This window comes from Rhodopseudomonas palustris (genome assembly GCF_003591005.1).
Classification (GTDB): Bacteria; Pseudomonadota; Alphaproteobacteria; order Rhizobiales; family Xanthobacteraceae; genus Rhodopseudomonas; species Rhodopseudomonas palustris_K.
In genome coordinates, this window is the sequence record NZ_QYYD01000003.1 from 212,210 (window position 1) to 225,097 (window position 12,888).

Annotated in this window: 9 protein-coding genes and 1 riboswitch; of the genes, 5 read left to right on the forward strand and 4 right to left on the reverse strand. The window is 67.4% G+C overall.

Annotated features, from left to right (window positions below; all coding sequences use genetic code 11):
- Nucleotides 1-157 precede the first annotated feature (157 nt).
- Nucleotides 158-736 (reverse strand): thermonuclease family protein, encoded by a 579-nt coding sequence (locus D4Q52_RS04420; protein ID WP_119855329.1) that lies wholly within the window; start codon nucleotides 734-736, stop codon nucleotides 158-160.
- A gap of 112 nt (nucleotides 737-848) precedes the next feature.
- On the reverse strand, nucleotides 849-1,058 hold the full coding sequence (locus D4Q52_RS04425) for a DUF1674 domain-containing protein (RefSeq protein ID WP_119855330.1): 210 nt from the start codon (nucleotides 1,056-1,058) through the stop codon (nucleotides 849-851).
- 156 nt (nucleotides 1,059-1,214) lie between these two features.
- Here D4Q52_RS04425 and D4Q52_RS04430 point away from each other — a divergent pair, with 156 nt between their 5' ends.
- The 4 genes from D4Q52_RS04430 to purH all read left to right on the forward strand — a co-directional run bounded on the left by D4Q52_RS04430 (nucleotide 1,215) and on the right by purH (nucleotide 7,674).
- The gene (locus D4Q52_RS04430; protein ID WP_119855331.1) at nucleotides 1,215-2,567 is read left to right on the forward strand and encodes an RsmB/NOP family class I SAM-dependent RNA methyltransferase; all 1,353 of its coding nucleotides are present in this window, start codon (nucleotides 1,215-1,217) and stop codon (nucleotides 2,565-2,567) included.
- Between the two features lie 320 nt (nucleotides 2,568-2,887).
- Nucleotides 2,888-4,642, forward strand: a complete 1,755-nt coding sequence (locus tag D4Q52_RS04435; protein WP_119855332.1) for a heparinase II/III family protein — start codon at nucleotides 2,888-2,890, stop codon at nucleotides 4,640-4,642.
- A gap of 72 nt (nucleotides 4,643-4,714) precedes the next feature.
- Nucleotides 4,715-5,884, forward strand: coding sequence for a GAF domain-containing sensor histidine kinase (locus D4Q52_RS04440; protein ID WP_119855431.1), 1,170 nt, complete (start codon nucleotides 4,715-4,717; stop codon nucleotides 5,882-5,884).
- 90 nt (nucleotides 5,885-5,974) lie between these two features.
- A riboswitch (ZMP/ZTP riboswitch) is annotated at nucleotides 5,975-6,056 on the forward strand.
- A 25-nt stretch (nucleotides 6,057-6,081) separates the two neighbouring features.
- Nucleotides 6,082-7,674, forward strand: coding sequence for a bifunctional phosphoribosylaminoimidazolecarboxamide formyltransferase/IMP cyclohydrolase (gene purH / locus D4Q52_RS04445; RefSeq protein WP_119855333.1), 1,593 nt, complete (start codon nucleotides 6,082-6,084; stop codon nucleotides 7,672-7,674).
- 338 nt (nucleotides 7,675-8,012) lie between these two features.
- On the opposite strand, the gene D4Q52_RS04450 is transcribed toward purH, so the two are convergent.
- Entirely contained in the window at nucleotides 8,013-9,101 is a 1,089-nt protein-coding gene (locus D4Q52_RS04450; RefSeq protein WP_119855334.1) for a 3-deoxy-7-phosphoheptulonate synthase, read from the reverse strand.
- A 212-nt stretch (nucleotides 9,102-9,313) separates the two neighbouring features.
- Nucleotides 9,314-10,714, reverse strand: a complete 1,401-nt coding sequence (locus tag D4Q52_RS04455; RefSeq protein WP_119855335.1) for an MFS transporter — start codon at nucleotides 10,712-10,714, stop codon at nucleotides 9,314-9,316.
- A gap of 128 nt (nucleotides 10,715-10,842) precedes the next feature.
- Between D4Q52_RS04455 and ggt the strand changes: the two genes are divergently transcribed.
- Nucleotides 10,843-12,585, forward strand: coding sequence for a gamma-glutamyltransferase (gene ggt, locus D4Q52_RS04460; RefSeq protein ID WP_119855336.1), 1,743 nt, complete (start codon nucleotides 10,843-10,845; stop codon nucleotides 12,583-12,585).
- Nucleotides 12,586-12,888: the final 303 nt, after the last annotated feature.

Below are 12,888 nucleotides of genomic sequence, written 5' to 3' on the forward strand. Positions count from 1 at the left end.
CCGGGGCGCTCGTGGAGCGAGCGAACCCGGAATCCCCAGATTGCTGAACGACCGGCCGTGCCTTGAACATCGAGATTCCGGGTTCACGCGAGCTGACGCTCGCGCGCCCCAGAACGACGGTTGTCGAAAGGCAGCGACGCAGCGCGCGACGAATCAATTACTTCGTCCCGCACCATCCTTCGCGATGCCCGCCATTGTACGCACGCGCGTGGCCGCCCTCGAGCAGCGCCGCCGAGACGCTCGACGTGCGCTTCGTCGCGACGTCGGCGACGACGCGGCCTTCGTATTTGTCGGGGCCGATGTTGTAGATAGCAACCTCGCCCTGGCGCAGCAATGCACGCAGCGCCTCTGCGGCGGCTTCGGCGAGTTGCAGTTCCTTGGCACATTGCGCCTTCAGCTCCGGCGCGTCGATACCGCGCAGTCGCACGCGGGTGACGAGATCTTGGCCGGGTAGCAGATGCACCCGCGCCTCGAAGGTGTCGCCATCGATGGTGTACAGCACGTCGACCGGATGCCGTATGGTCGGATTGCCGGCCCGCCGCCATACCGTCTCGGCATCTTCCGGATTAACACGCGAGATTGGCTTGCTCCACGGCCACTGGATCCAATGCCGCGTCGGCAGCATCGTGCCGGCCGCAATCCCGAGCACGAACACCCACGGCAGAATCGACGCCATCCGCCCGCGCCAAGGCAGGCGCGCGATCGGGACGCGGTTCGGTCTTGGGCGAGGAGACATGGTCCGACGTTAGCGTGAGTCGGGCGTTGCAAGCGACGCAATCACCGATTGCAGAATCGCGCCAGCGACGTTGTTCTCGAAACAGGTCACAGCGATCGCGCGAGAACGCCGCTCAAAAATCCGACGCGATGCCCTTCACTTCCCAGTCGCCGTAACGAGTCGGCTCGGGGCCCTTGGGGCCCTGAAACTCTTTGGCGCGGGCTTCGGCGTGCTGGGCGGCTTCGACGCGGCGGGCTTCGGCCTCGGCCAGCGCCCGCTTGGCGGCCTCCGGCAGGTCCTTGCGCGGCGCGGGAACGGGCGTTTTCGGGACAGCGTCGGTCATGGCTCGGCCTTTCGTTTCAACGCGATCTAAGCCGCGGCGTTAGCAGGCGCAACATCGCACGTCGCCGGATTCTTAGAATCGGCATATTCGCCTGCCATCCAATTCCGACGCGCGTCGCGCCGCCAGCATCCGTCCTCCAGTGTGATACCCTCCTCCATGCCAGCTTCTAGATTCGCCCAGCCCTCCGAAGTGCCGGGTTTGGCCGCGCGCCGGATCGCCGCCGACATTTTGGACGGCGTGCTCGGCAAGCGCCGGACGCTGGACGAACAACTTGAAGGTCCGGCTGCGCATCCGGGATTAAAGACGCTAGCGGATCGCGACCGCGCGCTGATGCGGCGGCTGGTGGCGACGATCCTGCGCCGGCTCGGCACGCTGGATCATGTGCTGGCGAAAATGCTCGACCGCGGCGTTCCGACCGACGCGCCGCGGGCGCGGAGCGCGCTGCTGATCGGGGCGGCGCAGATTTTGTGGATGGACGTGCCGGATCATGCCGCCGTCGATCTGTCGGTGCGGCTGGTACAATCCGACCGCCGTGCTTCCAAATATACCGGCCTCGTCAACGCCGTGCTGCGGCGCTGCGCCCGCGAGGGCCAGCCGCTGGTCGACGAAGTTGCCGCTCAGGCGCTAGACGTGCCGCAGTGGCTGATGGCGCGCTGGAGCGCGCATTACGGCGAAGACGCCGCCCGCGCGATTGCGCTCGCGATCAGCCACGAGCCGTCGCTCGACATCACGGTGAAGTCCGACGCGGAGCATTGGGCCGGCCGGCTGTACGGCGAAATGCTGCCGACCGGCACGGTGCGGACGCTGTTGCAGGGCTCGGTGAAGATGCTGCCCGGCTTCGACGACGGCGAGTGGTGGGTGCAGGACGCCGCCGCGGCGCTGCCGGCGCGGCTGTTCGGCGATCTCGCCGGAAAAGCGGTGGCCGATCTGTGCGCGGCGCCGGGCGGCAAGACCGCGCAACTGGCGCAGGCCGGCGCGCGCGTCAGTGCCATCGACCGCTCGCCGGCCCGCGTGGCGCGGCTGCGGGAAAATCTCACCCGGCTGTCGCTGGAGGCCGAGACCGGCGTCGCCGATGCTACCGAATGGCGGGCCGACGCGCCCGGCAGCTTCGACGCCGTGCTGGTCGACGCGCCCTGCGCCTCCACCGGGACGATCCGCCGCCATCCCGACGTCGCCTGGCTGAAGCAGGAGGCCGATATCGGCGCGCTCGCGGCGGTGCAGGATCGGCTGCTGCACAAGGCGGTGGCGCTGCTGCGGCCCGGCGGCACGCTGGTGTATTGCACCTGCTCGCTGGAGCCGGAGGAGGGCGAGCAGGCGATCGCCAAGCTGCTCGATGCCGAATCGGCGATGCGCCGCGTCCCGGTGGCTCCCGAGGAGGTCGCCGGCCTCGCCGAATTCCTCACGCCGGACGGTGACGTCCGGACGCTGCCATCGCACCTGCCGCATGCCGACCCGCGGCTCGCCGGGGTCGACGGCTTCTATGCCGCGCGGCTGTCGAAGTCCCTGTAATCGTTGACAAAGCCCGTCGCGTGGATGCCGCGCGACAGTCCCGGAAGTTGTCCGTCCACACCCCGCCCAACGGGTGGGTGTGCGGTGGCCGATTCCGGACTAAAAGGATTTGAAACGAATTTTCGTTAATCCGAGGTTGCTTTAGTTCACAACGTCCTTCCGCTTGCGCGCCGATGTCCTCAGAGCTGTTTCAATCAGGGCTGGCTTCATCGAAGGCGCCACGGCGCGCGAAGGTCGCCGCCGTCTTGCTGAAACTGAGATCCGCTGGTCCACGGTCGCGCCAAGCGGACGCCATCCACGAACCGGGAGTCCTGGCACGCGTGTCCGCCGTCCACCGCCGACGAGTCTCCAGTCTGATCGTGGGCCGTTTCGCGCGGAATCTCGTGGCGCGTGCGTCCGGCGGCTCGGCGGCGCTGGCGCGGTTGTGGCCCGGCCGCACCGATCGGCTGATCATCGCGCCGCACGATCTGCGCACCGCCGACGCCACCCGCGCGGCTGAGATCTATGCGGGGCGCTTCGTGTTCGCCGGCAAGATCGTCACCTGCCACGGCCGCTCGATCTTCGAACTGGAATCGCCGTCGGAGGATTGGGAAGCCGCATTGTTCGGCTTCGGCTGGCTCCGCCATCTGCGCGCCGCCGACACCGCCATCACCCGCGCCAATGCCCGCTCGCTGGTCGACGACTGGCTCGGCAACATGGCGTGGCACCGGCCGGTCGGGCGTCGCCCGGAGGTGATGGCGCGGCGGGTCATCTCGCTGCTGTCGCAGGCGCCTCTGGTGCTGTCGGACACCGACGGCCGGTTCTACCGCCGCTATCTGCGCGGCCTGACCCGCGAGGTCCGGGCGCTGCGCCTCGCGCTACTCGACGTCTCGGACGGCGTGCCGCGGCTGCAGGTGACGATCGCGCTGTGCTACGCGGCGCTGTGCCTCGCCAATCAGGCGCGCAACATCCGTGCCGCCACCAAGCGGCTGTCAGACGAACTGCAGCGTCAGATTCTGCCGGACGGCGGCCACGTCTCGCGCAACCCCGGCGCGCTGATCGAGCTCCTGATCGACCTGTTGCCGCTGCGTCAGACTTTCTCGGCCCGCAACATCGCGCCGCCGCCGGCGCTGCTCAACGCGATCGACCGGATGATGCCGATGCTGCGGTTCTTCCGCCACGGCGACGGCGCCATCGCGCTGTTCAACGGCATGAGCGCGACGCCGCAGGATCTCTTGGCGACGCTGCTGGCCTATGATGACAGCCACGGCACGCCGATGGCCAGCATGCCGCATTCCGGCTATCAGCGGATCGACGCCGGCTCGACGCTGGTGCTGGTCGATGCCGGTGCGCCGCCTCCGGCGAATGTCAGCCAGGATGCGCATGCCGGCTGCCTGTCGTTCGAACTGTCCTCCGGGGCGTGCCGGATCGTCACCAATAGCGGCATGCCGGGCACCAATCGCGAAAGCTGGCGCGGCTTCGCGCGCTCGACCGCGGCGCATTCCACCGTGGTTTGCCACGACACCTCGTCGTGCAGCTTCGTCGAGCGCTCGGCGATGAAGAAGCTGCTGCAGGGCGCGCCGATCGTCAGTGGTCCGAACCACGTCGAGAACCGCCGCGAAGACGTCGCGAACGGCGTGCTGCTGACGATGTCGCACGACGGCTATCGCGACAAATTCGGCGTGCTGCACCAGCGCGTCATCATGGTGAAGCACGACGGCAGCCGGGTCGACGGCGAGGATTCGCTGGCGCCGGGGCAGGGCGGCCGCCACCGCGCTGCGCAGGCCGACTACGCGCTGCGCTTCCATCTGCATCCGCAGGTCAAGGCGAGCCGGCTCAGCGACGCCAAGGGCGTGATGCTGGTGCTGCCCAATCGCGAGGTCTGGACCTTCGAGGCCGCCGACGACACCGTCGATCTCGAGGAAACCGTGTTCCTGGCCGGCAATGACGGGCCGCGCCGTTCGGCCCAGATCGTCATCCGGCAAAATTCGATCGAGGCACCGAGCGTGCGCTGGAGCTTCATCCGCTCCAATGCTTCGCCGCAGGCCACCTCGGCCCGCCGCGCCGCACGGCGGGAGCCGGAACTGCCGCTGTAGATTCGCGGTGGAAATTCCCGCCGGTCCGCGCTAGCCGTGGGTCCGGGAGTGGGCACCGGCGAGCGCGTGAGGATGCAGGACGGCATTAAGGCCGATATCGAGGCGGTGCAACGGATCGAGTCCGTGCCGCTGATCCTGGAGGTCGTCTGCCGTACCACCGGGATGGGCTTTGCGGCGGTCGCGCGCGTGACCGAGGACCGCTGGGTGTGCTGCGCGGTGCGCGACGAGATCGCGTTCGGCCTGGAGCCGGGCGGCGAACTGCAGATCGAGACCACCATCTGTCACGAGATCCGGCAGAGCCACCAGGCGGTGGTGATCGATCACGTCGCCGAGGACGCCACCTTCCGCAATCACCACACGCCGGCCCAATACGGCTTCCAAAGCTACATCTCGGTGCCGATCATGCGGGCCAGCGGCGAGATGTTCGGCACGCTGTGCGCGATCGATCCGCGGCCGGCGCTGCTCAGCACGCCGCACACCATCGCCACCTTCAAGCTGTTTGCCGAACTGATCGGCTCCCATCTCGATGCGCTCGATCGTCTGCAGGCATCGGAAGCGGATCTGCGCGATGAACGCCACACCGCCGGGCTGCGCGAGCAATTCATTGCCGTGCTCGGCCACGATCTGCGCAACCCGCTGGCCGCGATCGACGCCGGCACGCGCGTGCTGAGCAGGGCGCCGGAGCGCGCGCCCGAGGTGCTCGACCTGATGCGCAACGCCGTGAAGCGGATGTCGGGACTGATCGACGACGTGATGGATTTCACGCGCGGCTGGCTCGGCGACGGGCTGTCGCTGCGCAAGCGCTCGGTGCAGCTTTTGCTGCCGGTGATCGAGCAGGTCGTGTCGGAAGCGCGGGCGACGGCGCCCGATCGCCGCATCGAGCTGGAGGCCGATCTCGCCGTGCCGGTGAACTGCGATGCCGGGCGGGTCGCGCAAGTGCTGTCCAACCTGCTCGCCAACGCGGTGACCTATGGCGCGCCGGATCAGCCGATCCGCGTGGTGGCCCGTTCGGACGCTGCGCGGTTCGAGCTGTCGGTCGCCAACGCCGGCGAGCCCATCCCGGCCGCGGCGCTGCTGCAGCTGTTTCAGCCGTTCTATCGCGGCCAGACCGAGCCGGCGAAACCGGGGCTCGGTCTCGGCCTGTACATCGCCTCCGAAATCGCCCGCGCCCACGGCGGCACGCTCACGGCGAGTTCGACGCCGCAGGAAACCCGCTTCGTCTTCAGCATGCCGGTGAGCTGACGCGCGCGTCCGCGTGCGATGCAAATCGGCCCTGCGCCGCGAGCGACCCCGGTCGGCGTTGTCGCGGCCGGCCAAACCTGCTAATCCACCGGCGTTTCGCGCGACTGGCGACCACGGATGGAGCACCATCGGGAAGCGCGGAATGGATCTGCCGCGCGCCTGGGCATGTGTTTCCTTCCCCTAAGAGGATCCTGCCCATGAGTCCGACTCCGCGCCGCGTTACCCGCGCTTTGCTCTCCGTTTCCGACAAGACCGGCCTGATCGATTTCGCCCGTGCGCTGGTCGGCCATGGCGTCGAACTGGTCTCCACCGGCGGCACGGCGAAAGCCATCGCGGCGGCCAGCCTGCCGGTGAAGGACGTCTCCGATCTCACCGGCTTCCCGGAAATGATGGACGGCCGCGTCAAGACGCTGCATCCCAAGGTGCATGGCGGCCTGCTGGCCATCCGCGACAACGCTGAGCACAAGCAGGCGATGGCCGATCACGGCATCGCGCAGATCGATCTGCTTGTCGTCAATCTCTATCCGTTCGAAGCCACTGTCGATAAGGGCGCCGGCTACGAGGATTGCATCGAGAATATCGACATCGGCGGCCCGGCGATGATCCGCGCCGCGGCCAAGAATCACGACGACGTCGCGGTGGTGGTCGAGGCTAATGATTATCAGGCAGTGCTCGACGAGCTTGCGGCCAACAACGGCGCCACGACGCTGAGCTTGCGCAAGCGTCTCGCCGCCAAGGCCTATGCGCGGACGGCCGCTTACGATGCGGCGATCTCGAACTGGTTCGCGCTGCAGCTCGAGCTCGACGCGCCGGATTTCCGCGCCATCGGCGGCCGGCTGCTGCAGTCGTTGCGCTACGGCGAAAACCCGCATCAGAAGGCCGCGTTCTACGCCACGCCGGAGAAGCGCCCCGGTGTCGCCACCGCGCGCCAGGTGCAGGGCAAGGAACTGTCCTACAACAACATCAACGACACCGACGCCGCCTATGAGGCGGTCGGCGAGTTCGACGCGCAGCGCACGGCGGCCTGCGTCATCGTCAAGCACGCCAATCCCTGCGGCGTCGCCGAAGGGGCGAGCCTGCTCGACGCGTGCCAGAAGGCGCTGGCCTGTGACTCCGTCTCCGCGTTCGGCGGCATCGTTGCGCTCAACCGCACCCTCGACGCCGAAGCGGCGCGCGCTATCACCGAGATCTTCACCGAGGTGATCATCGCGCCGGACGCAACGGCTGAAGCAATTGCCATCGTTGCGGCGAAGAAGAATCTTCGGCTGCTGCTGGCGGGTTCGCTGCCCGATCCGCGTGCGACCGGGCTGACCTACAAGACCGTCGCCGGCGGCCTGCTGGTGCAGTCGCGCGACAACGCGGTGGTCGACGACATGGCGCTGAAGGTCGTCACCAAGCGGCAGCCGACCGAAGCCGAACTCCGCGATCTGAAATTCGCGTTCCGAGTCGGCAAGCACGTGAAGTCGAACACCATCATCTACGCCAAGGACCTCGCCACCGTCGGCATCGGCGCCGGGCAGATGAGCCGTGTCGATTCCGCCCGCATCGCCGCCCGCAAGGCGCAGGATGCGGCCGAGGCGATGAAGCTCGCCGCGCCGATGACCAAGGGCTCGGTGGTCGCCTCCGACGCGTTCTTCCCGTTCGCCGACGGCATGCTGGCCTGCATCGAGGCCGGCGCCACCGCGGTGATCCAGCCCGGCGGCTCGGTGCGCGACGACGAAGTGATCAAAGCCGCCGACGATGCCGGCATCGCCATGGTGTTCACCGGGACAAGGCATTTCCGGCATTGAGCCATACCCTCTCCCCTTGCGGGAGAGGGTGGCGAGCGCAGCGAGCCGGGTGAGGGGACACAGCCGCCTGAAGCAGTCGTCTCAAGCACGGAGTCGGTGGCTTGAGAGTCGGACTCAAAATGCGAACCGACCTCTCAGGCCCTTTCTAACTTACTTGGTTGCTCCCGAACTCCGTCATGGCCGGGCTAGTCCCGGCCATCCACGCCTTTTCTGAGTTTCAGTCAGCAAGGCGTGGATGCCCGGCACAAGGCCGGGCATGACGCGTGGAGACGAGCTTGCTTGCTTCAGAAGATCATAGTTCGTGTAGCAACACGACGATTGCCATCTCGCTTAGCTGATCAAGCCGCCGCACCTTTCTGCTGAGCGCCGCGACGTGTCGTTCGCCGGCTCAGCACTGCGTCAGCCAGCTCATGCAGCACGGTCTCGGTGGTCGCCCAGTCGATGCAGCCGTCGGTGATGCTTTGGCCGTAGAGCAGCGGGCGGCCCGGGACGACGTCCTGGCGGCCGGCGACCAGATTGCTTTCGATCATTACGCCGATGATGCGGTCGTCACCGGCCGCGAGCTGGCGGCCGATATCGGCTGTGACCTTGGGCTGGTTCTCCGGCTGCTTGTGGCTGTTGGCGTGGCTGGCGTCGATCATCAGCCGCGGCGCCAGGCCGTTCTTCCCCAGCACCGCTGCTGCGGCGTCGACGCTGGCGGCATCGTAGTTCGGCGCAATGCCGCCGCGCAGGATGACGTGGCAGTCGCTGTTACCGGTGGTGGCCGCGATGGCGTTGCGGCCACGCTTGGTCACCGCCATGAAGTGATGCGGCTGCGCCGCGGACTTCACCGCCTCGGCGGCGATCCGCACGTTACCGTCGGTGCCGTTCTTGAAGCCGATCGGGCACGACAGGCCGGACGCCAGTTCGCGGTGAATCTGGCTCTCGGTGGTGCGGGCACCGATCGCGCCCCAGGCGACCAGGTCGGCGATGTATTGCGGCGTGATCAGATCGAGGAATTCGGTGGCGGCGGGCAGGCCGAGATTGTTGACGGCCGCCAGCACATGGCGCGCCAGCCGCAGACCCTTGTCGATGCGGAAGCTGCCATCGAGATCGGGGTCGTTGATCAGCCCCTTCCAGCCCACGGTGGTGCGCGGCTTCTCGAAATACACCCGCATCACGATCTCGAGCCGGTCGGACAGGGTCTCGCGCAGCGCCGCCAGACGGCTGGCATAGTCCATGGCCGCGGCCGGATCGTGGATTGAACAGGGGCCGACCACGACCAGCAGCCGGTCGTCGGCTCCGTTCAGGATGGCGTGAATCGCGCTGCGGCTCGCCGCGACGGTGCGGGTCGCGGTCAAGGTACGCGGCACCTCGCCCAAAACTTCGTCGGGCGTACTCAGTTCGGTGATGTTCTGCAGGCGAAGGTCGTCGGTGGTGGTCAACACGGCAGTTTGCTCCTGATGAGGAGACCTGCCGGCTTCAAACGAAAAAGCCGCCAGGTCTGGCGGCTTTTCGGATCTCTATGCTGCAATCTTCAGATCGCGCGAAATCCTCCCGCCGCCAGCGAGCTGCTAAAATAGAAGTACCAGTACGAGGCGGTCGGACGGATCATGCGGCTGATATAGACCACGCCGGCGGCTTTGTCCACGGATCGCGTTCAGGTGTCCGACGAAGGCTGGACCCGCGTCAGCAGCGCCAGGCCGCCGACGAAGAACAGCACCAGCACCGCCATGCCGGCCTTCTGGCTGGCGGTGATGGCCGTCACCGTGGCGATCAGCAGCGGGCCGATGAACGACGTCACCTTGCCGGTCAGCGCGAACAGGCCGAAATACTGCGCGATGCGATCGCGCGGCGCGATGCGGATCAGCAGCGTGCGCGACGCCGCTTGCAACGGTCCGCCGGCGATGCCGATCAGGCAGCCGAGCAGCAGATAGGCGCGCTCGGCCGGCGCGGCGAACAGCGCGCCGCCGGGTTGCGGCGCGGTGACTTCGACGAACAGGATGTGGGACGGATCGATCAGCAGGATGCCGGCGATCGCGATCAGCAGCAGCACCATCGAGCCGGCGATCACCCGCTTGGAGCCGAGCGCGTCGTCGAGCCGGCCGCCGATGAAGGCGCCGAAAGTTGCGGCGATCGCCAGGATGACACCGAAGCTGCCAATCTGAATCGTGTTCCAGCCGAACGTGCCCGTGGCATAGATGCCGCCGAATGCGAATAGCGAGACGAGGCCGTCGGTGTAGATCATGTTGGCGAGCAGGAAGGCGGCGAGCGAGCGCCGGTTCGGCAGATCGCGCAGCGTCTCGCGGAGTTCGCGCAGGCCTTCGCGCACCGCGGCGCGGACTTTCAGCTTGGCGGGAAAATCCGGCGTCAGCAGAAACATCGGCAGCACGAACACGACGAACCAGATGCCGGTGAGCGGTCCGCTGATGCGATCGCCTTCATGCGTCGCCGGATCGAGCCCGAACAGCGGTGTGATGCCCAGAAGCGTCTTGCCGCTCTCGGGGCTTGCGGCCAGAAAGCCGAGCACCAGGATCAACGATAGGATGCCGCCGATGTAGCCGGTGGCCCATCCGGTGCCTGATAATCGGCCGATCTTCTCGGGCGGCACCAGATTGGGCATCATCGCGTTGTTGAACACGGTGGCGAACTCGACCCCGATGGTGGCGAGCGCGTAGGCGATCAGCAGCGGCAGGATCAGATGCGGGTCGCCCGGTCTGCCGAACCACATCAGGCAAGAGCCGATCACCAGCATCGCGCCGAACAGCGCGATCCACGGCTTGCGCCGGCCGCTGGCGTCGGCCACCGCGCCGAGCACCGGCGAGGCCAGTGCGATCACAAAGCCGCTCGCCGCGGTGGCGAAGCCCCACCAGGATTGTCCGGTTGCCGGATCGGGCGCGACGTAAGTGACGAAATACGGCGCGAAGATGAACGTGGTGATCAGCGTGAAGTAGGGCTGCGCCGCCCAGTCGAACAGGATCCAGCCAAGCACTGCAGGGCGCGACGGATAGACTCGCGGCGTCGCGTCCGATGCGATGTTCGTGGCGAGCGATGACGCCATTTTGTTTGCCCATGCTGCGCGAGGGCCACATTGTTCGCCCCTGCTGCGCCGGCATTTGGCCGGCCCGGGCAATCCCTATAGGATTCTCCGGCGCAAAGGCAGCCCGCGCATCTCTTCGGAACCTACAGATGAGCACCATGACGTTTCTTCATCGCAGCATCGTGACGGCGTTCACCATCACCGCGCTGGTGATCGCGCCGGTCATCGCTTCTGCGCAAGACATGCGCGGCGGCGGGCTGCGCGAGTCCGCGTCCGCGCCTGCCGTGGTCGCCAAGCACGGCATGGTGGTGGCGCAGGAGAAGCTCGCGGCCGAGGTCGGCGCCAAGTTTCTGGCGCGCGGCGGCAATGCGATCGACGCCGCGGTGGCGACTGGGTTTGCGATGGCGGTGACCTATCCGCGGGCCGGCAACCTGGGCGGCGGCGGCTTCATGGTAATCCACTCTGCGGCGAAGAACGAGAATATCGCGATCGATTATCGCGAGACTGCACCGCAGGCTGCGACTGAGGACATGTTTCTGACGGGTGGCAAGCCCGACGCCGACAAGTCGCGCAAATCCGCGCTCGGCATCGGCGTGCCCGGCACGGTCGCCGGTCTGGCGATGGCGCTGGAGAAATACGGCTCGGGCAAATTCACACTGCGCGACGTGCTGCAGCCGGCGATCGAACTCGCGCGTGACGGTTTCATCATCGCCGATGACAACGCCGATACGTTTCCGCAATGGCACGCCTGGCTGTCGCGCTGGCCGACGACTTTGAAAGTGCTGGCTCGGCCGGACGGCTCGGCGCTGCAGGGCCGCGACGTCCTCAAGCAGCCGGATCTCGCCGCGACGCTGCAGGCGATTGCCGAAAGGGGCCAAGACGGGTTCTATCGCGGCGAAGTCGCGGAGAAACTTTCGCGCGCGGTCCGCGATGCCGGCGGGCTGATCACCACGGAGGATCTCGCGAATTATCAGGCGGTGGTGCGCGCGCCGGTGCGCGGCACCTATCGTGGTTACGACATCGTGGCGATGCCACTGCCGTCGTCCGGCGGCGTGGTGCTGATCGAGACGCTGAATATTCTCGAAGGCTACGCGCTGCACGACTATGCGCAAGGCAGCGCGCCGTCGCTGCATCTGCTGATCGAAGCGATGAAGCGCGCCTATGCGGACCGGGCCCGCTATCTCGGCGATCCGGCATTCAGCGATGCGCCGACCGCCAAGCTGCTGTCGAAGGACTACGCGGCGGCGCTGCGCAAGGGCATCGATCTTTTGCGTGCGACGCCGGCGGCCGATGCGGTGTCGCAGCCCAAGGAGGGCGAGAACACCACCCACTACTCGGTCGCCGACGATCAGGGCAACGCGGTCAGCAACACCTACACGCTGAACTTCTCTTACGGCGTCGGGCTGATCGCCGACGGCACCGGCGTGCTGCTCAACAACGAGCTCGACGATTTCACCGCCGCGCCGGGCGCCTCCAACGCCTATGGGCTGGTCGGTTTCGCCGCCAATCTGCCGGCGCCCGGCAAGCGGCCGCTGTCGTCGATGTCGCCGACCATTGTGCTGAAGGACGGCCGGCCGGTGCTGGTCACCGGCTCGCCCGGCGGCAGCCGGATCATTTCGGCGACCCTGCAGGTGATCGTCGATGTGCTCGACTATCGCATGAACGTCGCCGCCGCCGTCGCCGCGCCGCGGCTGCACCATCAATGGATGCCCGACGAAGTCCGCGTCGAATCCGGCTTCCCCGACGCCACGCTGGACGCGCTGCGCGCGATGGGCCACCGCATCGCGGTGCCGCTCGGCCAGACCTCGACCAACACGATCTTCATCGACGCCGCCGGCTTCCACGGCGCCCCGGATCCACGCACGCGAGGCGCTACGGCGGCGGGGAATTGAGCGCTGGTAGGTAGTCACTGAGGCGACACCTCTCCGCGCGCGCTGCGCGCTCCCTCTCCCGCTTGCGGGAGAGGGCTGGGGTGAGGGTGCCCCAGGCAGTGAGCTCACCGCTGCTGGATCAGCCTCGAGGCGCGCGCTGCGACTCGTGGCTTTCCCTCACCCCAACCCGCCCCCGCAAGCGGGGGCGGGAGCTCGCCTCGTGCGCGGCAACTGCTTCGGCTTGCAGATGAAACCAACGTCTCGCCGCAAGCGGGTGTAGCGAGGCTCTGCTAAGCTGGCCGGCGATTTCGAATCTAAGCGTTC

Bases quoted from the DNA above. Each gene is read 5' to 3' on its own strand.
- D4Q52_RS04420 (WP_119855329.1), bottom strand. From the start codon at position 736: ATGTCTCCTCGCCCAAGACCGAACCGCGTCCCGATCGCGCGCCTGCCT.
- D4Q52_RS04425 (WP_119855330.1), bottom strand. From the start codon at position 1,058: ATGACCGACGCTGTCCCGAAAACGCCCGTTCCCGCGCCGCGCAAGGAC.
- D4Q52_RS04455 (WP_119855335.1), bottom strand. From the start codon at position 10,714: ATGGCGTCATCGCTCGCCACGAACATCGCATCGGACGCGACGCCGCGA.
- D4Q52_RS04430 (WP_119855331.1), top strand. From the start codon at position 1,215: ATGCCAGCTTCTAGATTCGCCCAGCCCTCCGAAGTGCCGGGTTTGGCC.
- ggt (WP_119855336.1), top strand. From the start codon at position 10,843: ATGAGCACCATGACGTTTCTTCATCGCAGCATCGTGACGGCGTTCACC.
- D4Q52_RS04440 (WP_119855431.1), top strand. From the start codon at position 4,715: ATGCAGGACGGCATTAAGGCCGATATCGAGGCGGTGCAACGGATCGAG.
- purH (WP_119855333.1), top strand. From the start codon at position 6,082: ATGAGTCCGACTCCGCGCCGCGTTACCCGCGCTTTGCTCTCCGTTTCC.